Raw genomic sequence first — 24048 nt, 5'->3', positions numbered from 1 at the left:
GTCATGTCATCAACTCTTGGTGGGCCTGGTGCAAGTATTCGCGACTGTCCTGGAGATGCAGGCGCATCGCAGCACGCGCGCATTCAGCGTCCTGATGAAAGATCGCCTGGTAAATCTGTTCGTGCTCGCTTTGCATGCGCTGTTCGTAATGCAAAGGCTCATCGTGAAAAAGACGCGCGGAATCCAGCCGGCTACGCGGAATGATCACCTCGCCCAGGTTGAGCAGTGTGCTGGCGATGTAGGGGTTGCCGGTCGCCTGGGCAATGCCCAAATGGAACTGAAAATCCAACGCCGCCCGATCATTGACGCTGACATCCGGCTGCCCGAGCTGATCGAGAAGTGTCCGCAACCCCGTCAACTGATCCGGGTTGCGTCGCTGGGCCGCGAGCCCGGCGGCTTCTACCTCAAGACCGATCCGAAACTCCATGATCGCCAGCGAATCGGTGATGAGACCGATCGTCGCCGGGTCGATGAATGCCCCCAACGACAGGGCGCTACCGCGTACAAAGGTCCCGATACCGTGGCGTGTCTCAACCATTCCGGCAGCCTGTAGACGCGACATGGCTTCGCGCACCACGGTCCTGCTGACACCATGCTCCAGCATGAGAGCCGACTCGGTGGGCAACTGTTCGCCGCCACGCAGCCGTCCCTCGACAATGTGCTCCGACAGCAGCGCCTCAAGCCCCTGGGACAGACTACCGCGCTTTTTTCCACCGGCCACTGGCACGTTCACTCCTCGAAAATCGCTACAGCGCGGACGAAACCGGCCGAAGCGTGCCTGATCTTGTAGGGGAAGCAGGACACCTGGAAACCATAGGCCGGCAGGCATTCCAGGTTGGCCAGTTTCTCCATCTGGCCGTAACCGATGTCGCGTCCGGCCTTATGCCCTTCCCAGATGATCGAAGCGTCGCCCGTGGCGGCGAAGCGTTCGCGGGTGTACTTGAACGGCGCATCCCAGCTCCAGGCATCGGTGCCGACTACGCGCACGCCGCGCTCCAACAAGTACAACGTGGCCTCGCGGCCGATGCCGACCCCGGCGTCCAGATACCCTGGCTGGCCGAACAGCGCGCCGGCACGGGTGTTAACCAGGACAATGTCCAGCGGCCGTAGAACATGGCCAATACGCTCTAGCTCAGCTTGCATTTCGGCAGCGTTAACCACATGGCCATCCGGTAAATGACGAAAGTCCAGCTTCACGCCGGGTTGCAGGCACCAGTCCAACGGCAACTCGTCGATGCCAAACGCCGGCTTGCCACCATCCGTGGTCGAAGCGTAGTGCCAAGGGGCGTCCATGTGCGTGCCGCTGTGCGTGGTGATCTGCAGGCGCTCAGCAGCCCAGGATTCGTCGCCAGGCAGTTGCGCCTTGGACAGGCCGGGAAACATCGCGGCCATCTCCGGCCAGCCTTGCTGATGGTCCATGTAGTCGATTTTAGGCAGCAACGGCGGTGGATCGGTGTAGGGGTTGTTGTCCAGGGTCACGGACAGGTCCACCAGGCGGCGTTTAGTTGATTGCATTTTCGCTCACTCCAAGCGCTACCCGCCCACGCGCACGACGCGCCGGGGCAGCAGCGTTCAAACTGTTTCGTATCAAGGCGGCAGCCGAGCCGTCATGGCGAAAGCCAAGGGCGCGGGCCAGAGGGGTTTTCATTGCCGGGAAGTTGCCGAACAACGCTTGCAGTCCAGCGTCCGGCGCGAAGCTGATCAACCCGCGGCGTTCCTGGCCGTAGGCAGCGGCCAGGGCATCGATGACTTGGGCAATGGACAGGTGCAACAGCGGCAGTTGCCAGACACGTGACTCGCCAAGTTCGGCGGCGGGCAGTTCGGCGGCCCGCAGCAGGTTATCCACGCAACACCGCACGGACATCCACCAAGCATGTGCCTGCGGCGAGACCGGGCAGCAATACGGCTCACCTTGGGCAAAAGCGTGCAGCAGGTCGCTCATGAACGCCGAACGTAGCCCATTGGGTTCACGTGGACGAGCGACAATGCCGGGCAGGCGCACGGCACGACCGTCCACCTCGCCTCGTCGGGCAAGGTCGTTGAGCGCCATTTCCACCATCGCCTTGTGCGCGCCGTAACTCAACTGAGGGTGCGGCGTGGCACGCTCATCCATGCGGGCCGGCAGGTCGCCGCCGTACACCGCCACGCTGCTGGCGTACACCAGCACCGGCGCGCCTGGCTGTTCGCGCAACTGGTCAAGCAACTCCAGGCTCGCCTGCAAGTTGACCTGGTAGCCCAATGAATAATGCTGCTCGGCCGCGCCACCCGGAATGCTGACCAAGTGAAAAACCACATCGATGCCATCGGCCAAGGCGCGGCGCAATAACGCGGCGTCGGTGACACTGCCGCAATGTTGGCGCAGGCGCTTATCCTCAGCAAACCCCACCAATTCCTTATCCAACAATATCAACGCGCTGATCGACCGGCCTCGCAACTCATTGGTTTGGAGCAATCGTGTCACCAACGCCCGGCCGACAAAACCATTGGCCCCGGTAATCATTACGCGCATGGGAGGCCTCCGCGCACGATGCACTGGTCTATCGCCCCGAACACCGACTGCCCTTGCAGATCGAAGACCTCCATGCGCACGCGGTCGCCAAAGCGCATGAAGGACGTCCGTAGCGCGCCGTGCTCAATCATCTCAACGGCACGACGTTCGGCGATGCACGCAGCGCCCACCGTGGGATCGGCATTGGAAACGGTGCCGGAGCCGATCACGCAGCCGGCCCTGAGTCGCCGGGTCAGCGCCGCATGGGCGATCAACTGATGAAAGCCGAAATGCATGGCGCCACCGTGGGCATGACCGAACCACTGGCCGTTCCATTCGACCCTCAGCGGCAAATGCACACGTCCGTCGTGCCAGGCCTCGCCCAACTCGTCGGGGGTGATCGCCACCGGGGCAAAACTGGACGAGGATTTGGCCTGGATAAAACCGAAGCCGGTCTTCATTTCACGGGGGGCGAGCGCCCGCAAGCTGACATCGTTGATTTGCACGATGAGCCGAATATGGTCAACGGCGTCCTGCGCCGAGCAGCCCATGGGGACCTCATCGACCAACACCGCGAACTCACCTTCGAAATCGATACCGTGGCTTTCATTGGGCAGCACGATGTCGTCGTGGGCGCCCAGAAAGTCATCGCCACAGCCCTGGTACATCAGCGGCGTGTGTTCAACACCTTCGATCGGATCCAGCCCAAAAGCCTTCTGCATCCGCTCGCCATGACTGAGAAAAGACGAGGCGTCCAGCCACTGCCAGGCACGTGGCAAGGGCGCGGCGGCTCGCTGCGGATCAAAGGCGAAGGCACCGGTCAGCGCGCCTTCGTTCAAGGCGTCATACCGGATGCGCAAAGCCGTTTCGACGCTCGGCCAATGCTCGATAGCCTCCTGCAGCGTCGCGGCGATATCGCTGGCCTCCACCGCCCAGGCCAGGTCGCGCGACACCACCAGCAGGCGACCGTCGCGGCTGTGATCTTTCAGGGTGCCGAGCTTCATGCCGGTTCTCCTTGCAGCTCGGGGGCGAAGCGGCCATCAAGCAGCACAAACAGCATGCGTGCCATTTGCTCGGTACGATTGCTCCAGGCGTGGTTGGTGCCGCGCTGCACGACGATGTCACCGCGTTTGAGATGCACTTCCTCGCCATCGAGCACCAGCCACACCTCGCCCTCCGTGACCACGCCGTAATCGAGCGTTTCGGTGCGGTGCATCAGCTTGTGTTTGGAATCCGCCTGCCCAGTGCCGGCATGGGCCTGGCCAATTTCGGCGAAGGCCGCCGCGGCCTCCTCGGCGCTGATTTGGTTCTGCATGCTGTCGGGCGGAATATCCACCACGCGGATGACGCTGCCCAGGGGCGCCGGACTCAATTGAAGCGGCTTGCGGGTGGGGTCGTCGCCGTTATCCAGCACGGCCGGGCTGGCGCCACTGCTCCAGATCTCATGGAAGACCGTGCCAGGCACGGCCTTGAGCGGAAAGCTGTTGGGCGTTGGTCCGCTGAGCGCGACCACCGCCAAGCCCTGGGCATCGTGCCCAGTGACAACGCGTTTGAAACCAGGAAGCTGTTGCATATTCGAGTCCTCAATCAGTTGGCGAAACGCGCCAGCGGGTAACGATGGATTCATGAGAAAACCTTAAAGATCGAGCACCAGCCGCGCGCTTCTCGCACGGGAGCAGCAAGGCGTGAACTGGTCGTTGCGGGCTCGCTCGACATCGGTCAAGAACATGTCACGATGCTCCGGCTCGCCGTCCAACACGCGCGTGATGCAGGTGCCACAGATGCCCTGCTCGCAGGACAAAGGAATGTCGATGCCAGCCTCCAGCAACACCTGGGCGACGCTGAGCGTGGCCGGCACTTGAAAACACTGACCGGTGCTAGCCAGTTGCACCTCGAACCCGCCCGCCTCACCCGCCAAGACGGTGGCAGCGGTAAAGTACTCACGGTGCAGTTGCGCCTCGGCCCAGCCCTGCGCGCGCGCCGCGCCAAGCACGTGTTCCATGAAACCGTTGGGGCCACAGACGTACAGGTGACGGTCGGCAGCGGGCCCGGATAAAACCCGAACGGCGTCGAGACGCTGGGCGTCCTCGCCATCGTCCACATGAACCTGCACGCAATCGGCAAATGTTGAACGGCGGATGTACTCGATAAAGGCCATGCGCCCGGCCGAGCGACCGCAGTAATGCAGCTCGAAAGGCGCGCCGATCCGCGCCAGGCGCTCGGCCATGCAGAGAACCGGCGTAATACCGATACCACCCGCGAACAGCACGCTGTACCCCGCCCCATGCTCCAGTGGGAACAGGTTGCGTGGCTCGCTGATCCGCAGCCGGCTCCCTTCATGCACGTGCTCGTGCATGGCTTGCGAACCGCCGCGAGACGCCGGATCGAGCAACACGCCCAGCCGGTAACGGTGGCGTTCTTCCGGGTGATTGCACAGTGAGTACTGGCGCACCAGGCCATTGGGCAGGTGCACGTCGATATGCGAGCCGGCACTGAAAGCAGGCAGCATGGAATCCTCGGCCGGGGCCAGTTCAAAGCTGTAGATGCCTTCGGCTTCGAGGCGTTTGCGGGTCACGATGACATCGATCATCACTGGCTACCCATTGGCTGTTCAGCGGCGATCAACCGACGCAGAACACGTCGGCAACGCACAGCCCCAGCATCGACTGGCAGCAGCACCGGGTTAAGGCCAAGCAGCTCAACTTCGCCAATCTGGCGCTGTTGAGCCTCGACCATGGGTTTGTCTTCACCAGCGAAAATACCGATCAACATGTCCTGTACGACGGCATTCAACTGCGCATTGTCCTGCTCGAAGCTGCGCGTGTTGGCAAAGAAGTAATGGGTATTGGTCGCGTCCTGCGGTGTCATCAGATGCAGGTTCCATGTCACGGGCCCCTCTTCCCTGGGGCGCCCTGGAGGCGTGGCGCCACTGCCCAGCAGCATCAGGCCGGGGGCGTGCCAGATGACTTCGGCCCAGACGTCGGCCCGGGTCGGGTCTTCAAGGTGAGCGCCGAAAGCCGGCGGGGGAACATCATCAGGTGCCCACCAACTGATGCGCACGCGATCATTGGGTAACTCCTCGATGGTGGCGCGGGTGCGTGACAACGCCCCGCCACCGAGCGTATCGGGGTGCAGGAAATCAACGTGGCTCAGGTCCATGATGTTGTCGGACAGCAACTCGTAGTGCGCACGAGTTGGCAAGTACCCATGCCCCTTCGCATGGGGTGGGGTCTGTTCGAGGAAGGAAAAATCAGGGATCAGCCCATCGTTGACCCGGCTCGAATCGCCTGGCCAGACCCAGATCGCCCCATGGCGCTCGACGACCGCGAACGCGCGAACACAAGCGGCCTTGGGGATGGTCCCATCGCCATGGGGATTGTGCGTGCATTGGCCGCTGCCATCGAAACGCAGACCGTGGTACGGGCACTGGACGCTGTCGCCGACAATCTTGCCCATGTGCAGCGGGGCAAAACGGTGCGGGCACCGATCGGCGAGCGCCTGGATCACACCCTGGCTATTGCGAAAGAACACGATGGGTTGCTCGACGATGGTTCTGCCAAGCATGCCACCTTGCCCCAGCTCGTCTGCCCACCCAGCGATGTACCAGGTGTTGAGCAAATAACTCATGATGTTCTCCTCATTTTTCTTATTTTGATGAAACGTCGAATGGTCAGTGCTCAGGGTCGGCGGCCACCGCAGTGGGAAAAGCAGACCCGCTACCCCGCAATCGAATGCAGGCCACGGCCACCAACAGTTGAACGCCCGCGACGATGCCCAGCGCGGCTGGCAAAGCGCTGATCGCCCCACCTGTGATCGCCAGCACCACCACCGGGCTGGCGAACTCACCGGCGAAAAACATCGACGTAAAGCCACCGGCAGCGCGGCCGCGCTGTTGGAAGTCGACCTGGGACATGATCCAGGTGAGCAGGGTCGGCATCATCAGACCGATACCCAGGCCGTTGATGAGCACGGCGATTACCACCAGCCCATGACTGTCGGCCACCGCCAGCAACCCGCCCCCGATGCCGGCCGCAACGAGGGCCAGGAGCATTTGCCGGTACGCTGGTACGCCACTGAACAGCCGGAAACTCAGGGCTCCGACCAGCACACCGAGCTGACTCGCGCCCATGGTCATGCCGATCTGCTGCGACCCTTCGACGTGCAACAGGTTGAGCAGATAACCCACTTGTACCGGCACAATGAACAGGCTCAAGCCCGCCAGGAATGCCAGGGCATACAGCGGTGCCAGGGCGCGCCAGGGGAATGCCCTGTTCACCGTTGTCGCGGTGACGACCTGCCCACGCGGCTCCCACAGCAACCAGGCCATCAGCGGCAGGAACACCAGGCCCAGCCCATACAGGGCAAACGGGGTACGCCAGCCCTGCTCGCCGAGCACACCACCGACGGCAATGAAAATCGCCGCCGACAACGAGGTCGCGACCATTTGCAGGGCGAACATGCGTTCACGCCGCGCGCCGCTGTAGTAGTCGCCCATCATCGTGGTGCAGCAGGTCATGATCGCCGCCTCGGCCACGCCGATGCCGGCGCGGCTGATGACGATGATCTGCAGCGACTCCAGCCACAGCGGCAGCACGCCACAGACGGTGTAGAGCACCATCGCACTGATCAACAACGGCTTGCGTCCCAGCCGGTCGGCGATGATCCCGGCCACGGGTGCCAACAGCGCAATCATCAACGCCGGCAGCGTCAGGGCGATGGGCACCAGCACGGCCACACCCGGCGTGTCGGCGAAGTGCTCCTGCATGCGCGGCAGGATGGGGGCCAGCAGCACCGCGCCGAGTACCGGCAAGCAACTGCCGAGCAACAGCAATAAGGATTGCGGCAGCCGCGCCTGGCGTTCAACGTTCATCACGCACCTCCGGTGGTTGGGTCGCGCAGAACGCCATGCCGAAGGCACTCAGGCCGGCTATGAAATCAAGCCATAGGGATTGCTGGGGCAAATGCACACGAGGCATGGGTACTTCCTTTCTTGTTGTTATGACGCGGCCGAATTAGTGGCCGTTGTTGTTTGATCGTGCTTGTAAGCCAGGCGCTGCGAGTGCTTCACGCAGGCCCCCTCCTCGGCTACGGCCGGCACCAGCGGCAGGCTCGTCGAATGACTGGGTTTGGCCTCGGCCTGCCCTGTGCTCACCCGTTTACTCGGCAACAGGAAGTGAGCCAGGGCTGGCAACAGAACCAGGGCACCGACCATGTTCCAGACGAACATGAAGGCCAGTAGCACGCCCATGTCAGCCTGGAACTTGATCGGCGAAAACATCCAGGTGGCCACGCCGATCGCCAGGGTCACACCGGTCAGCATCACCACCTTGCCGGTGGACAGCAGTGCCCGGTAATACGACTCAGACAAGCTTGTGCCCTGGCGCATATGACCGAGCAGGATGCTCATCACATACAGCGCGTAGTCGACGCCGATGCCCACGCCGAGAGCGATCACCGGCAGGGTCGCGACCTTGACGCCGATGTTCAGCCAGACCATCAACGCCTCACAGAGGATCGACGTAAGCATCAGCGGAATCACCGCGCAAATCGTGGCGCGCCAGGATCGGAAAGTGATCAGGCAGAGCAGGATCACCGCGCCGTAGACCCAGAACAGCATTTCGCGATTGGCCTGCTTGACGACGATGTTGGTCGCGGCCTCGATCCCGGCATTGCCCGCGGCCAGCAGGAACTGGACCTCGTCGGTATTGTTCGCCGCGGCGAATTGTTCGACGTGATCCACCAGACGGTTCAGGGTTTGCGCCTTGTGGTCGGAGAGGTAGACGTACAGCGTCAGCAGGCTGCAATCTTCGTTGTACAGCCCGCGCGGCGCCCCGGCGGTGACCATGTTGAGCATTGCCTGGTTGTTCTGCAGCTCATACCACTTCGGGCTGCCTTCGCTCAGGCCAACCAGCATGCGGCGGTTGAGCAGTGCCAGGGAATTGGTCGAATCCACCCCTGGCAAGGTGCGCAACTGCCAATCGAGGGCATCGACCTTGTTCAGGATGTCATAGCGCGAACAGGCGCTGGCGGGGGTCTTGATCATGACCGCGAACAGATCGCTGCTGGCGCCGTAATGCCGGGTCAGGAATGCATCATCCTGGTTGTAGCGCGAGTCGGCCCGCAGCTCGGGCGCGCCGGCGTCCAGATCACCCACTTTCAGTTGCAGGCTGACGATGAAGCCGAGCGTCGCCAGCGCCAGGCTCAGCGCGATGCACAGCGCCGCCCACCGGCGCTGGGTGAACAGGTCGAGGAAGCGCCAGAACCCGTGGCGATTGTGGCCAGCCAGCTCGGCGTGCTCGCTTTTCAGGCTCAGTTGCGCCGCGCGGCCGCTGACCCCGACATAAGAAAGCAATATCGGCAGCAGGATCAAATTGGTGAAGATCAACACCGCCACGCCGATACTCGCGATCATCGCCAGGTCCTGGATCACCTGGATCTTGATGATCATCAGCACCGCGAAACCGACCGCATCACACAGCAGCGCGGTGAGCCCGGCAAGGAACAGGCGGCGGAAAGTAAAGCGTGCGGCGACCACCCGGTGCATGCCGCGCCCGATGTCCTGCATGATGCCGTTCATCTTCTGTGCGCCGTGGCTCATGCCAATGGCAAACACCAGGAACGGCACCAGCACCGAATAGGGGTCCAGTTGATAATTGAGCAGCGGCAGCAAGCCGAGCTGCCAAACCACCGCCACCAATGAGCAGAACACCACCAACAGAGTGCTGCGAATGCAGCGGGTGTACCAATAAAGCACCACCGTGGTGATCAGGATCGCCACGGCGAAGAACATCAGGATTTGCCGCAGGCCGGCAATCAGGTCACCGACTTTCTTGGCGAAACCGGTGATGCGGATGTCGATGCTGTCGCTCTGGTATTGGCTGCGCAATGATTCCAACTGTTGCGACAGTTGGCTGTAGTCCAAGGGTTTGCCGTCCGGGGTGCGCTGCAGCAGCGGTACCTGGATGATGCTCGAAGCCTGGTCGAACGCCACCAACTGGCCGATTTCGTTGGACAGCTGCACGTTGCGCCGCAATGCCGCAAGGCTCGCTGCGCCGCCATCGTAGTTATCCGGAATGACCGGCCCACCCTCCAGGCCCGCCTCGGTCACCGCCACCCAGCGTGTGGCCGGCGTCCAGAGCGACTTCATGTACGCACGGTCGACACCCGGCAGCAGGTAGATCTTGTCGCTCAACGCCTGCAGGGTCTTGAGGTAGGCGCTGTCGTAGATGTCGCCATGCTTGTTGACCACCGCGATACGCACCGCATTCCCCAGCCCGCTCAGCTCCTTCTGGTGCTCCAGGTAGTTGGCGATATAGGGCTGATGGATGGGGATCATTTTTTCGAAACTGGCATTGAGCTCGACACGGCCGGACTGCCAACCCAGCACCAACGTGGTCGCCAGGCACAGCAGCAACACCCACAGGCGATGGTTGAACAATGCGCGCTCGAGCAGCGAGCCGGAGCGCGGATCAAAGTCATCGACCGCATTTGCAGGGGACTGGGGAAAACTTCCAGGGGACTTCATAACCTCACTCCGAAGCGGCAGTGGCTGGCTGCGCAAGACGCTGCAGCCCGGTGAAACCGGCAACGATCAGGCTGCCATCGGCGGCCTCGATCACACTTGAAACAGGTTTGCCCAAGGGCGCTCCCAACGGCAGCAGCGCCGCGCCGGTCTGCTCGCTGTTGCGAAACAGCATGCCGCCCTGATTGACCAGCAACAGCTGGCCGTCGGCCAAACGGGTGGCATCGTTGAAGGAGATCGGTACGGGCACCGACAGACGCTGGAAACTGACGCCGGCGTCGCGGGAGACAAAGGCATTGCCCTTCAGACCGGCGACCACCAGCGCGCCATCCGCGCGGTTCTGCAGGGTGAAGAAACTACCTTCGTAGGGGCTGTCCAGCTGACTGAACGACAGCGCATCGTCGTCCGAGCGTGCCAGGTAGCCCTGCTCGCCAGCCAGGAACCAACGTGTGCCCTGGCGACTGATGGCGTACAGGTGCAAGCCGTTGGGGTTGGCAATTTGCCCCATCAGCGATTGCCAGGTGGCGCCGCCATCGGTGGTCAGCAGCGCCAAACCGTAGGCACCGACGATCAGCCCGCGATGTGCGTCCACGAACTCCAGTGCCAGAAAGGGTTTGTCTGGACCATCGGCGACAAGACGCTCGGCATTTTGTACCCGTATCAAGGCGGCATCCGGGTCGGTAGCCGTGGCCTGGCCCGCCTTGGCGGCGTTCAGTTCCAGTTGTGCCGCCCGCAGGCCATCGAGCTGCAGTGTCCAGTGCTCACCGCCATCCACAGTCGCCAACACCACGCCCGCGTGGCCGACCGCCCAGCCCTTTTGCGCATCCACGAAGCGCACAGCTGTCAGGCTGACCGAGACCGGCACAGTTGCCTGGCGCCAGCTTTGTCCATTGTCGTCGGAGAGCAGCACCAGGCCGCGCTCGCCCACCGCTACCAGACGTTTGCCGGCCCGCGCCAGATCGATCAATACGCCTTGCTGCGCACCCGCTACCCGCATGGCTGGTGTATCGAGCGGCACGCCCACTGCCGCCGGCCCGGCCAGGCACTCGCGCGTGGCGAAGGGCAAACACAGGGCCAAGAGCAACGCGCGCGCCTGATTGATTCTGTTCATAACCTACCTCGGACAAACACTCGTATCCAAGGGCAGACCGACAGGCCTGCCCTTCACTCGGCTCAGGTCTACCGCACGCCGCGCCCCGCCATCGCTGCTGGCGAGAACTCCGAGGGTTTGTAGCGATCGACCGCGTGATACTGCTCCGGCAACCCGGCATAGAGGTTCTGGATAAACCACGCACCGGAGGTCAGGTCATAAAAACCTGAAGAGAGTTGCACCAGCCCTGGCAGATCGGGCAATACGGAAGGCAGCGACCACAGGGTCTTGGCCAGTTGGCCGCTGGCATCCCAACGATCTCCGAGCAAGGCTTGCCAAGTGTCCTCGTCGAGGTAGTAACGCCCCTTGGGCAACTGATGGCGCTTGCCGGCGGCTACCGTCGACTCGAGCACCCAGACGCGGTGCAGTTCCCAGCGCACGTAATCCGGATTCAGATGGTGTTTGCCCAACAGGTCCTGCGGCTGGGCAGCGTTTTGCACCTTGTTGGTGTTGTAAGGGACATACATCTCCTGCTTGCCGACCAGTTTCCAGTCGAACCTGTCCGTACGCCCGCCCCATACACTCAATTCATCGAAGGACATGACCCCGGCGGTGGACGGCGTCGGTGTGTCGCAGCAAGCGTTGGGCAACGTGCGTACCCGGCGCTGACCGCTCAGATAGACATGCGCCTGAGATTTGTCGCCGTTGATGTTTTCACGTCCGAGGATCTGCTCGCCGGCACGAATCGCCGGGCCGAGATTGACGAAGTGCACCAGCCAGTAGTCGCCCGAGTAGTTTTCAGGGCCGCCCTCCTGGAAGTAGTAGGGCATCTCCTGGGTCAACAGGCCGTCGCTGGTCATCACCTGGTTGCCGTCAGCGGTCATCAGATAATGGCGAAAATGCCCCGCCACCGAGGTGCCGCGCCAGTTCAGCACATGGTTCCAAATGGCTTCGGTCCCATTTTGTGGAATCGGAAAAGGAATTCCGCCATAGGAACCTTCAGGGATCAGGCCGGCGCTGCTGTCGACAAGTTTGGCGCGGGTCGCATTCTTGAACGTGTTGTCATAGACCCACTGCGGCGCGGCCGCCGTGCGCCGGGTCGGGTAGACATCGATGCGATAGGTGTCCGGGAAACGCTTGAACAGCTCCTTGGTGCCGTCGCTGAGCTTGTCGGCGTACTTGGCCAGGTTCTGGGCGGTGATGCTGTACAACGGCTTGTCGGCGGCAAACGGATCGCCACGCTTGCCGCCCGGAACATAGGCCGGATCGACCTTGGTGTAGCCGCCATCCCAGGCCGGAATACTGCCGTCGGCATTGCCGGCTTTCTCGGCGCCGAAGGGTGTCAGGGTCTTGCCCAGCGCAGCCGCTTGTTCGGCGCTGGCGGCCAGGACCATCGGTGCGGCAGCGGCCAGCAGGGTCAAGCACAAGGCCTTTAGAGTGAACTGAATGGTCATGCGCAAATCCTCTTAGAACGTGGTCTTGACGGAGAAAGCCAGGTAATCCCGGTCTTTCAGCGACTGCTTGTAGTTGAACTGGTTAGCGGCGTTGAGGCTGGTGTCCTCGGGACCATAGAAGTGGGTGTAGGTCAGCCCCACGGTCACTTGGTCCAGGTAGGTGGCGGAGACGCCGATGTTCATATCCCCGCCTCTGTCTGGGCCGAACCCACTGATTACCGCCGACTTGCCCATGGGGAAATAGCTGATGCCCAGCGGTACGCTGATATCAATGCCTGGGAAGAACTGGCGATAGGTCGGCGTGTACACCAGCTTCAAACCCAGGCCGTCATCGGTGGCGTTGGGGTCGAGGGCTGCGCGGTTCCTGGTCACGGCCAACAGGCGGTTCCAGGCCACCTCCGCTGTCAGGCTGGCTTCATTGGCGACGAAGGAAGGGCCCAGCGATGCCAGGACGTTAAGGTTGACGTGAGCCGTCCGGCCAACGGCGTAAAGGGCGTTATCGTTGTTGTCCGCATCGACACCCGGCAGGACAGTCTGGGCGTTGGACACCAACGGCATGTTCCAGCGCATCGACGCCTCGCCAGCAAAGCTGTACTCGTTCACGGAGGTGGCGAAACTGGCGCCCAGGACCCGGATATCTTCCGGGTAGACCCAGGAATACTCGCCGACTTGCCCGGTGCTGAAGTTCGGCCCAGTGGCATTGGGCTTCAAGTACAGCGTTGGGGTTTTCTCGTGGTACTGCAGCGCATACAAACCGTAATCTGTCGTCCCGGTGTTGTACTTGAGCTGCAGGCCGCCCTGGCCGGAGTTCCTGGCCTTTTTGTCCTTGCCATGGAAGAACGCCGCCGGGCTGTTGGCGTTGCCGCCGAGAAAGTCAGGGAACGGCGCGCCGGTGATCAGCCTTTCATTACCTTCTCCGATGGTATCGCTGGTGGAGAAATAGCTGCCGGCGCCCGGCAAACGGGTGGCTTCCCACTCCAACTGGTAGAAGACACCCAATGACAGATCGTCAGTCAGTTGGTAGGCGGTCGACAGCTGGTTGACCGGTCGAGTGATTTCCTTGAATTGGGTATTGGGCACCGATTGCGCCTTGACCACATCCACTGGCGCCATGGCACCGGCAATGCCGTTGCCGCCGAAGAACAGGCTCTCGCCCCAGATCAGGCCGTGGCGCCCCGCACGTACTGACAAGGAACGGTCCGCCAGCTCACCGTTCCAGTAGACAAAGGCATCCAGCAGTTCGCCGTCACCACCGTGCAATTGACGGGTATCGCTGGTGAATTCATCGAAGCCTACCGAACGCTGGTTGGCACTAGCCGCGTCGTGATTGTCGTTGCGTTCCTGATAGACGGTGTCATACCAGGCGGCACCGCTCACACGGGCGCCGAAGTTGTGAAAGCCGATGTCCAGTTCGGAAAGTACATCCAGGCGACTGGAGATCAGCCCCTTGCCGAAGTTGTGATCGCCGTCATTCTGGTTCAGGGCCGTCGACCCTTCGCTGAGTTTGCTGCTGGGTTCCTTGAGGCGCCAGGCCGCGCTGTACTTCAGCGTGTTGTCCCAGCGCAGGCTCAGATCAGGATTGCCGGTGTCAATCTGAAACGCCTGGGCCGCCGAAGCGCCAAGCCCCAGGCTGGCCGCAAGGCTCAGGGTGAAGGGGACGCGCCGCGACGCGGCGAACTTGCCAATAGCCATCGAAGTAACCCTCTTTATTGTTGTTGTATGTCAGCTCTTCTGGTGAAACCGCGCCCGCAGTCGAACCGGGCCAAGCCTGCACAGGCATGAAGCATTCATGGGAGAGTGAGTTTCAGTTTTGCCGGCGCCTCAGATGGGAGCAGCCGTGACGTCGAGAATCCGTCTGCGTTCATGCTCGTCTCATTCTTATTCTTGTTATTCACGCCAGCGTTCTGCGGGAGCGATCCCAGGCTTCACCACTGGCAGTGTTTGCACGCATTCAGTACCGCGCTGTGTTTACTTTCTCGGCAAAGCAGACCTTTGACTAATCGCATGTAGGGATACGATGTATCAGCAACCGCGATACGTTAATCAGGATGCATACGCCTCCAGCTGGCCCGCTTCGAGCACCAGCCAATCGGCCTCGGCATGCCATTTCAGTGCACTCAGGCGCTCCCCCAGGCATGGCCCGTAGACGCACAGGCCCGTGTCAGGGAGAAACCGCGCACCGTGGGCGTAACAGACGATCTGGCGACCATCGACGCTGAGGAAACGATCCTTGCGGTACTCCAGGCGCACCGCCAGGTGCGGGCAGCTGTTGCGATAGACACACACCTCGCCTTCATGGCGCAGGGCAAACACGCTGTCCTTACCGGTATCCAGGGGATCGAACCCGCGGGACTGCCCTTCGAGCACTTCATCCAGGCGACAGAGAACAATCGCGTCGTGGCTCATGGACGAAATCCGCATTCAGGCCTGCTTGGGCGGCGGGCCGCTCGGGAACCATTTTTCCCGGGACGTGAACAGGAACAATTGTGAGTTATCCGCCGACAACGGCGCCTGGCGCGCTTGCCAGGCGTCATCGTGCTTGTCCATGTCGGCGTCGTATTCGATGTGGCAGCCCAACGGACTGTTGAAGTACCAGAACCAGTTGGAACCGAAGAGGTGACGACCCGGCCCCCAGAAACTGGTCCAGCCTTGCTGCTCGAAGCGGCGCCCGGCCAACAGCACTTCCGTGCCGCTGCCCATGTGAAAGGTGAAGTGCTCGCAGCCTTTCATGTGCGGCGGCGTCTGGATCATGAACAGGCAGTGATGGTCATCGGAACCGGCCGGACGCATGAACGGCCCGGCACCGACAAAAGTGTCGGTGGTCACGAAGCCCAAGCGCTTGTAAAAAGCCTCGGCCCTGACTGCATCCGGCACGAAATACACCACATGGGACAGGGTCCGTGGCAAGGCCTGCATGTCAGGATTGATGCCGGGTTGGTTGACCGGGCGTTGGGGGGCGTGGCCCGGTGCATTGGTCAGATCGGCTGGCGCGCTGTAGGCGCGCCGCACGCTGATCTGGAAACCCATGGCAAAGCCCATATCGTCCACGCTGTGCACGGAGCCATCGGCGCCGCGGGTCACCGGGCGGTCGCGCCCCAGTTCATCGGCGATGGCCTCAAGATCAGCCGCGCTGGCCACGCCATAAATGGTTTCACGAATCGAAGGCGCCGGCCCGATGGCGGCAGGCAAACTGGCATCGTCTGCCCGGCGGATAATCACGGCGGTGCCGTCAAGGGCTTCAAAACGACCACCCTCGCTGTCGACATCGACAGGCAGCAGGCCGTAGTCACGCAGGCAATGGGTACAGGCTTGAATGTCGTCGACGCCAAAAATAAGGGCGTCAAGGCCAATGATGTTCATTGAGTTACCACTCCATTGTCATTATTCAGCGCAGGCCTGGCGTCCCGCTATGGGAGCAGTGCCCGGCGGTACGCTGCCGAGGCGGGTCTTGGAGTCGATACAGCGTGACGGCCAACCGACTGTGGGTTGATAGTGAAGGGGTAAAAACTCACTGACTAATCGCTTGTCCGGATGCGACCTATCGGCAAATGCGATACCTGGTCGCGAAGCGCAAATGGCTTGAAAATCGAACGCAGGCCGCTTGATTCGCCCACTCACGGCACTTGACGCCGCGATAGGAAGGTCGGAAGGTATTTACAAAATAAATACAAAAATCGAGACCGCCATGCGTTTTAACCACTTGGATCTCAACCTCCTGGTGGCGCTGGATGTGTTACTGGAAGAGCAGAACATCACCCGCGCCGCCGAACGCCTGCACATGACCCAATCCGCTACCAGCGGTGTACTGGGCAGGCTGCGCCTCTACTTCGAAGATGAACTGCTGGCGCAGGTCGGACGCAAAATGCAGCCCACGCCTTATGCCCGCGAACTGGCGGCGCCGGTGCGCCAGGTGCTGCTGACGATCCAGTCCTCGATCACCGCCAAACCGGTGTTCGACCCCGCCACCAGCAAGCGCCATTTTCGCCTGATCACGTCGGACTATCTGATCAGCGTCCTGTTTGCCCGGGTGATCCAGAAAATCTCCCTGGAAGCGCCGCACATCACCTTCGAACTGCTGGGCCCCGGCGACACGTCCACCGAGATGCTGATGCGCGGTGAGGCCGACATGATGATCGTGCCTGAGCACTACCTCATTGAAGGTCACCCCTCGCAACTGCTGTTTGAGGAAGAGCACGTTTGCGTGGTGTGGGATGGCAACACGTTGGTGGGCGATAGCATCAGCCTCGATCAATACATCGAGATGGGCCATGTCTCGGTGATTTTTGGGCGCAACCGGCAACTGAGCGTCGAAGAATGGCTGATGGGCCAGTATGGTTTTACGCGCCGCATGGAAGTGGTGACCCACGACTTTAACACCCTGCCGCAGTTGATCGTCGGCACCCAACGCGTCGCCACCATGCTCCAGCGCATGGCCAGGCTATACGCCAATTACCTGCCGCTGCGCATCGTGCAACCCCCGGTGAAAATCCCGGTGATGCGTGAGTTCATGCTCTGGCACCGGACCATGGAGGGGGATCCGATGCACCGCTGGCTGCGGGCAAAAATCAGTCAGATCATCAATGAGTTGGAGCAGTAGTCGACTCTATCTCCATTCGCAATACCTCCCATCCCGACTTGCGATTAGCCAAACTATGGGACTGCCCTTAGCCTGCTTCGAACCGTCAGGTCTAGCGATTCCCGTTCAGAACCTGGCCGCCAGCCTTTGCTTGCACAAGGACAATAACAATCATGTTTCGCTACTTCCCGACCAATTACGTGTGGAATCTTTCAGTCGACTTGGCCATTGAAATGGGCGCCCGTATCGGCGAAATCGAAGAGATGTGCGCGCCACTGCAAGAGGCCGCCAAACAACCGGACGCCGCCGGTAGCAAGGCCTTCCGTGAAACCTGGGCAAACATGGCCGACAAGCTGTGCAGCCTGGCGGAAGAAGACGAAGGCAAGGGGCGGATGCTGTCCGCCGGTGAAAAATATAACCGCGCCGCAACGTATTACCTGAGCTGCGAACGCCTGCAGGCCCATGGCGCCCCAGGCCGCACGGAGCTGTACCAGCGCTTTCTGCAGACGTTCCAGCGCAGTATCGAACTGGCACGAGAAAACTGCGAGCGCGTGGAAATCCCTTACGAAGGCAAACATATTTCCGGCCTGCTGGTGCGTGCCGAAGGTGTCAGCGGCCCGGCGCCGATTCTGGTGCAGGTCAATGGACTCGACTCCACCAAAGAAATGAAATACCGCGTCGGCCTGCCCGCCTGGCTGGCCAAACGTGGCGTGTCGTCGCTGATCATCGACCAGCCCGGGACAGGCGAAGCGCTCCGGCTACATAACCTGACTGCGCGTTTTGACAGCGAACATTGGGCCAGTCGCGTGGTGGATTGGTTGGAAACCCGCGACGACGTCGACGTCAAACGCATTGGTCTGGAAGGTGTGTCGCTTGGGGGCTACTACTGCCCGCGCGCGGTAGCCTTCGAGCCGCGTTTCGCGTGCGGTGTCGTGTGGGGAGCCAACCATGACTGGCGCGACGTGCAGAAACGCCGCTTGGAAAAGGAAGGCAGCTTCCCGGTTCCGCATTACTGGTCGCACGTCTCATGGGTATGGGGCGCCAAGGACACCGACGAATTCATGACCATCGCCGAAGATGTTCATCTGGACGGCATCCTGGATCGCATCAAGGTGCCTTTCCTGGTCACCCACGGTGAAAAGGATTCACAGATTCCCTTGAAGTGGGCACACCGCACCTATGAGCAGTTGGTCAACAGTCCCAAGCGCGAACTGAAAATTTTCACCGAACGCGAGGGTGGCGTGCAGCATTCGAGCTTCGACAACAGTATCAATGCGGGTCACTACATTGCCGACTGGGTGGCTGAAGTGCTCGGTGGTCGCATTGCGTGACGGGCATGAAGTGGATGTTCCGTCACGCTGCGAGGGTTTGAGCTGCACGGTGTCACTGCGCAACCGGGCGATGGGCGTCAATGGGTTGGTTTGATCACCCCAATACTGCGCCGACTCATTAATCCGTAGTAAGCGCATGCCGGGAACAGCAGACCAACAAGCCACGCCAGATCGATACCCTGCAGTGCGGAGGCAATAGGGCCGACGTAGAGGGAAGTATTCATGAATGGAATTTCCAACACGATGGTCGCGAGGAACACGCAGATAGCAATCCCGTTCACCCGACCGTAAATCCCCGACGGGTCAAAGATATCCGCAATCTTGTATACGCCTTTGCGTAGCGCGTAGTAGTCGACCAGGTTGATTGCCGTCCAAGGGATTAAAAAATAGCTCATGAAAAAGATGAAATTCAGGAAAAATTGAATGAAGTCATCTTGAGCCATGGTGCATAACGCCGTTGCAACAGCACAGATAACGAGCATAAAGCTGGCGCGCACCTTCGGAGTGACCTTGAGCGCAGCAAAAGGCTCGATAACGGTAACCGTCGACATGAAGGCTCCATAGAGGTTGAACACGTTGATGGCGATCTGACCATAGAGCACGAAGGCCACGGCCAGCAAGGTGCTCCCCCCCAGAACACCGAGCAAATGGAGGCCAACGTTATCTGAGAAACCTGTGACGCCCTTGGTCAATACCGCACCCAGCAGCATCATCCAGCTTCCACCAATAACCGTGCCCGTGTAGCTGTACCAAAAGACCTGGCGTGCAGAAGTATAGGTAGGTAAATAGCGAGAATAGTCGGCCACATAAGGGGCGTAGGACAGTTGCCAAGTCACCGCAATGCTCACCGAGGCGAGGAAGCTCGCCAAATTGAAGCCCTGCGCCGTCCATTGGTCCGCGTCGACTGGCAGTGCAAGGGCGAGCAGGGTCGCGATCCCGAAAAAAAACAACCGAAACCAACGACAGCACTTTTTGCAGGCGGTGGATGAGCGTGTAGCCAAACAGCGCTACCAGAAAGCAGAGTAAACCAAGCAGCACAATGTTCGCCTCACTGCTGAGGGGGCTTGAGGCGGCGACCGCTTGGGCTGCCAACAAGGTATTACTCACAAAAAAACCCAAGTAAATGAGCATGACGAACAACAGCGGAACAATGGCTCCAAATACCCCAAACTGCGCACGACTCTGAATCATCTGCGGGATGCCCAACCTCGGCCCCTGGGCAGAATGCGAAGCCATGAATACCGCCCCGATCAAGGAACCAAGCAGGATCGATAAAGCGCTCCAGAACAGATTCAGTCCCAGGCTGACCGGCAGCACACCGGCCGCAATCGTGGTGATGTTGGCGTTCGCCCCAAACCACACGAAGAACAGAGAACGGGGTTCGCCGTGACGTTCGGTTTCCGGGATGAAATCGATGCTTCTTTTTTCTACGTTCATCATGCTCTCCGCTCAGTCTTGGCAACGAGGCAGCTTTCCAGGCGCGCAATGGCTTGCATAAACTCTTCCGGCTGGAAGGCAAGGTGGTCTGGTTCCATCGTACGAAGTGAAGGTGCTGGCTCGCCCCTCCAGCGCCGCAACAGCTGTTCGGTAGAAAGCATGTCCAGTCCGTAAAGCCAGTTGGAGAGAATAAACAAGGCCGAGTAATGGGCTGCGGAAGTTGTCGCCGTACAAGCGTCGGCCACGAGGCTCAAGTGGAAGTCGTTCTGATAGGCATCGAACAGGCTACTCATCACACAGACGTCAGTCAGCGCGCCCATCACCACGAGATGTTTGATGCCGCGCTCCTTCAGCATCGGAGTCAGCCGAGTACCGTGGAAAGCACTGTAGCGTTGCTTATCAATGACAACGTCGCCGGTTTGTGGGGCTAACACATCGATGATCTCTATGGCAGATGTGCCAGCGCGATAGCTTGTCGGTTTGCCCTCGGCATCTACGGGCTCGCCCAACGCCAAGCCGAAACCTTGGGCATCGTTGACATGACGGGTGTAGAACAAAGGGATGTTGTTTTTTCGAGCGCAATCAACCAGCGCTGTTGCGTTTTTGATTACTTGATCGAACCGCTCCAGAGGGAAGCCGTCTTCTTTCTGAAGGTCGATCACGAGCAAAGCCGTGTCTTGGGTCATCAGGTTTCTTCCAATTGCAGAGTACCAGGCAATAGCCGCAAGGCTCGCTGATAGCTATGAATAACCAGGCGCAGGCACCGCAATCGCGGGCTACGGAAAGTTCGAGGAATATTCTCGAAGAAGGACTATCTGACTATTTGCCAAAAACCGTTTTGCTTGGCGGCAACGCAGGAGGGAAGACGCTTCAGAGTCACGTGGGAAGGCGCAACCGAACGACGTAGAAAGTTCTTCATGGCTCCGCACGGGACTAACGTTGCCCAGCCAAACAGGCTGATGCGCGTTATGCCGGGTCGAAATGCGGAACTGACCATGACGTAGACTCTTGGGGTAAGTCCCGTCAGACAAGCAATATGTACGCCATAGTATCGGAAGGCTCGGAAAGCGGCAGGATAGAGCGATATCAGAAACATCTTGATGTCTTATGGTATTCGGTATGCCGCAACACAGCGCTACGGAACGTAGCACTCAGCGCCGACATGCACCTTTCTGACAGTCCCGTTGCAGGTGGGCAGCTTTGGCTCGTCCAAACTCACCTGATCAAGCCCTCAGTGCCTGGCCGTGGTGCTTCAAGGACAGCGAGCCCTCTGGTGGGCTCAAAATATTTTCGAGCGAAGGCGTAGGCGATCATAAGCGCAATGTCATGCCCGACGATGAGCACAGGCTCCAAACCTCGGTATCCCGGAGCACGTCCGAGCAATCCTGCGCCATCGTACTTTTTGTCATACCCGTGAAGAGACCGACTCGATACGCCCGCTCCCCGGCCGTCGGGCGCGATGACCTTGAAACCCTGCTCAACCAGTGGGCGTACGATCCTTCGCCAGGCAATCGCGGTCTCCGGGTAACCACGAATGAGCAATACGGACTTATCCCCGCTCCCCGCCACGCCGTAGAGAATTCTCACTCCATCGCCTACGTCATTTGATTGCCAGCCCATTTCGTCGTGTTCGGACTTGTGCAAGGCGTGCTCCTTAACTCCCGCAAAGATGGGTATCAATCAAAGGCGTGGATCTATTTCAGGAAGCCACGCCTTCTTGGTATACAGCTCGTTTATTTCAGACGGGCATTTTTCGCGTGTCGGTGCGCCTTCACAGTTTCCGGCGTTGTCCGGTTATCGATAGCCTGCTGCTTGGTTTCTTCATCGCCACCCACGACATGATCGACATCGTTCATCAGGGCTTCGAAACCTTGGCGCGCAACTTCGGTTTTGTCGTTCTTCTTGGATTCACCGATTGCGCTATTCCCCATGCCTGCGTTCTTGTGGAACTCACTGTCAGTGGCACCAGGAAGCAAAGCAGTCACCGTGACACCGGTGTCGCGGAGTTCTTCGCGCAGGGATTCTGCAAAGGAAAAGCCAAATGCCTTGGACGGGCCGTAGACCGTTTCGTAGGGGGTTGGCTGAGTCGCGGAAATTGAGGACGTGATGAGGATGCGACCTTTTCCGTTAGCCACCATATGCTGGGCGACCCGCTTAGCCATGTGTACGGTGCCAGTGATGTTGATGGCGATCAGTTTGAAGTCATCTTCAAGCTTGTTATCGATAAACGCGCCGCCTTGACCGATGCCGACGTTCAACGCTGCGGCTTCGAGCGGACGATTCAGCGATACGACGAAATCCCAGAGGCCTTGGACGCCTTCGTAAGTGCCAGCGTCGGCCTGGTGAGCAAAACATTGCGCACCTAACTTTTTGATCTCTTCAGCGGACTTCTCAACTTTGTCACTCGAACCAGAGATGACCAAGTCGAAACCATTCTGAGCGAAGTGCTTCGCCAGTTCAAAACCGATTCCTGAAGAACCTCCGGTCACTAGGGCGAGTGGGCGTATAGCAGTCATGGGTTTCTCCTCAAGGTTAAGTAGATGTCACTTACCATCGGAAACCTCCCAGCCGTGAATAATCCATGAGCCTGATTCAACGGAGCGTTGCCATGAATACAAGGTCATCGCCTTTCGATACAGGTCAGACACCGTGCCCCTATCTTAGAGAGGAACAGACGATGTCGAATTTGGAAAACACCGTGACCATCATTACTGGCGCCTCATCAGGCATTGGTGCTGCGACAGCGCTGAAGCTTGCGAGCAAAGGTAGCAATATAGTCCTGGCGGCCCGCAACGAGGAAAAGCTCCAGAAGCTCGTTTCGCAAATCAAGGACGCCGGCGGGGAAGCTGCGTATCACCTAACCGACGTTTCTGAACGTTCCAGTCTGGAGGATCTTGTCAAATTCGCGATATCGAAATACGGAAAGGTAGACAGCCTTGTGAACAACGCAGGTCTGATGCTGTTTTCTGACTGGAAGGATATTGCAGTCGATGACTGGGATCAGATGATCAACACCAATATCCGTGGATATCTGCATGCCATCGCGGCAGCTCTGCCAGGCATGATCACGCAAGGCCATGGCAAGATCCTCAACATGTCGTCCGTAGCAGGGCTTCATGTGGGCGGTTCAAGCGGCGTTTATAGCGCGACAAAATTCTTTATCAGAGGTATCACCGAAAGCCTGCGTAAAGAGGTCGGTGTTGAACATGGCATCCAAGTCTCGATGATCAGCCCTGGCGTAATTGACACCGGGTGGGCAGACAAAGTGAATAACAGCGAGGGCAAAAAAGCTGCGCAGGAGCTCAACAAGATCGCCATCACACCTGAGCAGGTTGCCGATGCCGTAGCCTACGCCCTAGACCAGCCCAACAATCTCACGATCAACGACATCGTAATTCACCCAACCAAGCAGGACTGGTAAAGCAAAGCCGGCGGCCAATCAGATTGGCCGCCGGCTCGTTGTGCTGATGATTTTAGTCAGTCGTCCTTACTTTCTAGTCCCGAGCCAGGCTTGGCGCCTTTGGCATGCAAATCAGCCGTCATCGTGTCAGGGAGAAGTTTGTTTATGACGTTGCCTATGAACTTGCTGTCTGGCTTTCCCGCAACGACTCGATCCTTCCCTGCCTTCATTGCTTCGAAACCTTCCTCCGCCACTTTGGTAGGCGCAGCTTTCGGGCCCAGCCCCAACTTGCTGGTGTCCATCCCTGCCCGGTGCCAAAAGTTCGTATCAACTTCGCCTGGCAACAACAGAGTCAAAGTAACGCCGCTGACCTTGATCTCTGATTTAACGGCCTCCACAAAGGAGATCAGAAACGCTTTCGTCGCACCATATACTGCCTCGTAAGGCGTAGGAATGGTTCCAGAAATTGATGCGGTGTAAAGCACACGTCCCTGGCCACGCGCGACCATGTCCGGGAGGAGTAATTTAGTGAGGTGCACTTGGGAGGCAGTGTTCAGCTGAATCAGCTTCATTTCATCGTCGATAGAGGTGCCCCCGAGGAAAAAACCACCTAGCCCTAACCCTGCGTTTAGCGCTGCTGCGTCAAGTGGGCGTTCCGCTGAGCATACCGCTTCTACAACTCGCTCAACACCTCCAGACTCAGTTAGATCTGCCTTAACAATAATCGCGTTGTAAGCGTCTGCCCAACAC

The 24048-nt window shown here is 59.8% G+C and carries 21 protein-coding genes and 1 pseudogene; 3 read left to right on the top strand and 19 right to left on the bottom strand.

What is annotated here, in order from left to right; translation table 11 throughout:
• Position 1: 1 nt before the first annotated feature.
• From IQK56_RS20790 to IQK56_RS20725, 14 genes are all read right to left on the bottom strand, one after another.
• Entirely contained in the window at positions 2–733 is a 732-nt protein-coding gene (locus IQK56_RS20790) for an FCD domain-containing protein (protein ID WP_193862601.1), read from the bottom strand.
• Entirely contained in the window at positions 730–1515 is a 786-nt protein-coding gene (locus IQK56_RS20785; protein ID WP_193862599.1) for a cyclase family protein, read from the bottom strand. The genes IQK56_RS20790 and IQK56_RS20785 overlap by 4 nt, the downstream gene beginning before the upstream one ends.
• A complete protein-coding gene (locus IQK56_RS20780; protein WP_078732532.1) occupies positions 1502–2509 on the bottom strand; it encodes an NAD-dependent epimerase/dehydratase family protein in 1008 nt (335 codons plus the stop codon). The genes IQK56_RS20785 and IQK56_RS20780 overlap by 14 nt, the downstream gene beginning before the upstream one ends.
• Positions 2500–3492, bottom strand: coding sequence for a fumarylacetoacetate hydrolase family protein (locus IQK56_RS20775; RefSeq protein WP_193862597.1), 993 nt, complete (start codon positions 3490–3492; stop codon positions 2500–2502). The genes IQK56_RS20780 and IQK56_RS20775 overlap by 10 nt, the downstream gene beginning before the upstream one ends.
• Complete coding sequence (locus IQK56_RS20770; RefSeq protein WP_193862613.1) at positions 3489–4061, bottom strand: cupin domain-containing protein; 573 nt, start codon at positions 4059–4061, stop codon at positions 3489–3491. The genes IQK56_RS20775 and IQK56_RS20770 overlap by 4 nt, the downstream gene beginning before the upstream one ends.
• A gap of 63 nt (positions 4062–4124) precedes the next feature.
• The gene (locus tag IQK56_RS20765; RefSeq protein WP_193862589.1) at positions 4125–5078 is read right to left on the bottom strand and encodes a PDR/VanB family oxidoreductase; all 954 of its coding nucleotides are present in this window, start codon (positions 5076–5078) and stop codon (positions 4125–4127) included.
• Positions 5078–6115, bottom strand: coding sequence for an aromatic ring-hydroxylating oxygenase subunit alpha (locus IQK56_RS20760; RefSeq protein WP_193862587.1), 1038 nt, complete (start codon positions 6113–6115; stop codon positions 5078–5080). The genes IQK56_RS20765 and IQK56_RS20760 overlap by 1 nt, the downstream gene beginning before the upstream one ends.
• A gap of 43 nt (positions 6116–6158) precedes the next feature.
• Positions 6159–7358, bottom strand: a complete 1200-nt coding sequence (locus tag IQK56_RS20755; RefSeq protein WP_150762311.1) for an MFS transporter — start codon at positions 7356–7358, stop codon at positions 6159–6161.
• Between the two features lie 126 nt (positions 7359–7484).
• Positions 7485–10013, bottom strand: a complete 2529-nt coding sequence (locus IQK56_RS20750) for an efflux RND transporter permease subunit (protein ID WP_193862585.1) — start codon at positions 10011–10013, stop codon at positions 7485–7487.
• Positions 10014–10017: 4 nt separating this feature from the next.
• Positions 10018–11121 (bottom strand): YCF48-related protein, encoded by a 1104-nt coding sequence (locus IQK56_RS20745; protein WP_150762309.1) that lies wholly within the window; start codon positions 11119–11121, stop codon positions 10018–10020.
• A gap of 68 nt (positions 11122–11189) precedes the next feature.
• Entirely contained in the window at positions 11190–12554 is a 1365-nt protein-coding gene (locus tag IQK56_RS20740; protein ID WP_150762308.1) for a DUF1329 domain-containing protein, read from the bottom strand.
• A 12-nt stretch (positions 12555–12566) separates the two neighbouring features.
• Positions 12567–14246: a DUF1302 domain-containing protein gene (locus IQK56_RS20735; RefSeq protein WP_193862583.1), complete on the bottom strand. Its 1680-nt coding sequence runs from the start codon at positions 14244–14246 to the stop codon at positions 12567–12569.
• A gap of 351 nt (positions 14247–14597) precedes the next feature.
• The gene (locus tag IQK56_RS20730) at positions 14598–14960 is read right to left on the bottom strand and encodes a Rieske (2Fe-2S) protein (RefSeq protein ID WP_003173130.1); all 363 of its coding nucleotides are present in this window, start codon (positions 14958–14960) and stop codon (positions 14598–14600) included.
• Between the two features lie 15 nt (positions 14961–14975).
• Complete coding sequence (locus tag IQK56_RS20725; RefSeq protein ID WP_003173129.1) at positions 14976–15914, bottom strand: VOC family protein; 939 nt, start codon at positions 15912–15914, stop codon at positions 14976–14978.
• Between the two features lie 325 nt (positions 15915–16239).
• On the opposite strand from IQK56_RS20725, the gene IQK56_RS20720 reads away from it, so the two are divergent.
• Together IQK56_RS20720 and IQK56_RS20715 are read left to right on the top strand one after the other, a co-directional pair.
• Positions 16240–17151 carry a LysR family transcriptional regulator gene (locus IQK56_RS20720; RefSeq protein WP_003173128.1) on the top strand — a complete coding sequence of 304 codons (912 nt, stop codon included), beginning with the start codon at positions 16240–16242 and terminating at the stop codon, positions 17149–17151.
• Positions 17152–17303: 152 nt separating this feature from the next.
• A complete protein-coding gene (locus IQK56_RS20715; RefSeq protein WP_042727902.1) occupies positions 17304–18461 on the top strand; it encodes an alpha/beta hydrolase family protein in 1158 nt (385 codons plus the stop codon).
• Between the two features lie 77 nt (positions 18462–18538).
• Here the strand turns inward: IQK56_RS20715 and IQK56_RS20710 are convergent.
• The 4 genes and pseudogenes from IQK56_RS20710 to IQK56_RS20695 all read right to left on the bottom strand — a co-directional run bounded on the left by IQK56_RS20710 (position 18539) and on the right by IQK56_RS20695 (position 22414).
• Positions 18539–19898 (bottom strand): annotated as a pseudogene (locus IQK56_RS20710) (purine-cytosine permease family protein).
• Positions 19898–20584, bottom strand: a complete 687-nt coding sequence (locus IQK56_RS20705; RefSeq protein WP_150762305.1) for a cysteine hydrolase family protein — start codon at positions 20582–20584, stop codon at positions 19898–19900. Before IQK56_RS20705 ends, IQK56_RS20710 begins: the two are co-directional and overlap by 1 nt.
• Positions 20585–21113: 529 nt before the next feature.
• The gene (locus tag IQK56_RS20700) at positions 21114–21542 is read right to left on the bottom strand and encodes an alpha/beta fold hydrolase (RefSeq protein WP_150762304.1); all 429 of its coding nucleotides are present in this window, start codon (positions 21540–21542) and stop codon (positions 21114–21116) included.
• A gap of 89 nt (positions 21543–21631) precedes the next feature.
• Positions 21632–22414 (bottom strand): SDR family NAD(P)-dependent oxidoreductase, encoded by a 783-nt coding sequence (locus tag IQK56_RS20695; protein WP_150762303.1) that lies wholly within the window; start codon positions 22412–22414, stop codon positions 21632–21634.
• Between the two features lie 161 nt (positions 22415–22575).
• Here IQK56_RS20695 and IQK56_RS20690 point away from each other — a divergent pair, with 161 nt between their 5' ends.
• Positions 22576–23319 (top strand): SDR family oxidoreductase, encoded by a 744-nt coding sequence (locus IQK56_RS20690; RefSeq protein ID WP_150762302.1) that lies wholly within the window; start codon positions 22576–22578, stop codon positions 23317–23319.
• A 56-nt stretch (positions 23320–23375) separates the two neighbouring features.
• Here the strand turns inward: IQK56_RS20690 and IQK56_RS20685 are convergent.
• The coding region (locus IQK56_RS20685; protein WP_193862183.1) for an SDR family NAD(P)-dependent oxidoreductase at positions 23376–24048 on the bottom strand (673 nt) is incomplete at its 5' end.

It is taken from the genome of Pseudomonas cyclaminis, assembly GCF_015163715.1.
In the GTDB taxonomy this organism is placed as follows: Bacteria; Pseudomonadota; Gammaproteobacteria; order Pseudomonadales; family Pseudomonadaceae; genus Aquipseudomonas; species Aquipseudomonas cyclaminis.
This window is presented reverse-complemented; position numbering and strand designations above follow the sequence as displayed.

Coding starts and splice junctions, on each gene's coding strand:
- IQK56_RS20785 (WP_193862599.1), bottom strand. CDS start 1,515: ATGCAATCAACTAAACGCCGCCTGGTGGACCTGTCCGTGACCCTGGAC.
- IQK56_RS20780 (WP_078732532.1), bottom strand. CDS start 2,509: ATGCGCGTAATGATTACCGGGGCCAATGGTTTTGTCGGCCGGGCGTTG.
- IQK56_RS20775 (WP_193862597.1), bottom strand. CDS start 3,492: ATGAAGCTCGGCACCCTGAAAGATCACAGCCGCGACGGTCGCCTGCTG.
- IQK56_RS20770 (WP_193862613.1), bottom strand. CDS start 4,061: ATGCAACAGCTTCCTGGTTTCAAACGCGTTGTCACTGGGCACGATGCC.
- IQK56_RS20765 (WP_193862589.1), bottom strand. CDS start 5,078: ATGATCGATGTCATCGTGACCCGCAAACGCCTCGAAGCCGAAGGCATC.
- IQK56_RS20760 (WP_193862587.1), bottom strand. CDS start 6,115: ATGAGTTATTTGCTCAACACCTGGTACATCGCTGGGTGGGCAGACGAG.
- IQK56_RS20755 (WP_150762311.1), bottom strand. CDS start 7,358: ATGAACGTTGAACGCCAGGCGCGGCTGCCGCAATCCTTATTGCTGTTG.
- IQK56_RS20750 (WP_193862585.1), bottom strand. CDS start 10,013: ATGAAGTCCCCTGGAAGTTTTCCCCAGTCCCCTGCAAATGCGGTCGAT.
- IQK56_RS20745 (WP_150762309.1), bottom strand. CDS start 11,121: ATGAACAGAATCAATCAGGCGCGCGCGTTGCTCTTGGCCCTGTGTTTG.
- IQK56_RS20740 (WP_150762308.1), bottom strand. CDS start 12,554: ATGACCATTCAGTTCACTCTAAAGGCCTTGTGCTTGACCCTGCTGGCC.
- IQK56_RS20735 (WP_193862583.1), bottom strand. CDS start 14,246: ATGGCTATTGGCAAGTTCGCCGCGTCGCGGCGCGTCCCCTTCACCCTG.
- IQK56_RS20730 (WP_003173130.1), bottom strand. CDS start 14,960: ATGAGCCACGACGCGATTGTTCTCTGTCGCCTGGATGAAGTGCTCGAA.
- IQK56_RS20725 (WP_003173129.1), bottom strand. CDS start 15,914: ATGAACATCATTGGCCTTGACGCCCTTATTTTTGGCGTCGACGACATT.
- IQK56_RS20720 (WP_003173128.1), top strand. CDS start 16,240: ATGCGTTTTAACCACTTGGATCTCAACCTCCTGGTGGCGCTGGATGTG.
- IQK56_RS20715 (WP_042727902.1), top strand. CDS start 17,304: ATGTTTCGCTACTTCCCGACCAATTACGTGTGGAATCTTTCAGTCGAC.
- IQK56_RS20705 (WP_150762305.1), bottom strand. CDS start 20,584: ATGACCCAAGACACGGCTTTGCTCGTGATCGACCTTCAGAAAGAAGAC.
- IQK56_RS20695 (WP_150762303.1), bottom strand. CDS start 22,414: ATGACTGCTATACGCCCACTCGCCCTAGTGACCGGAGGTTCTTCAGGA.
- IQK56_RS20690 (WP_150762302.1), top strand. CDS start 22,576: ATGTCGAATTTGGAAAACACCGTGACCATCATTACTGGCGCCTCATCA.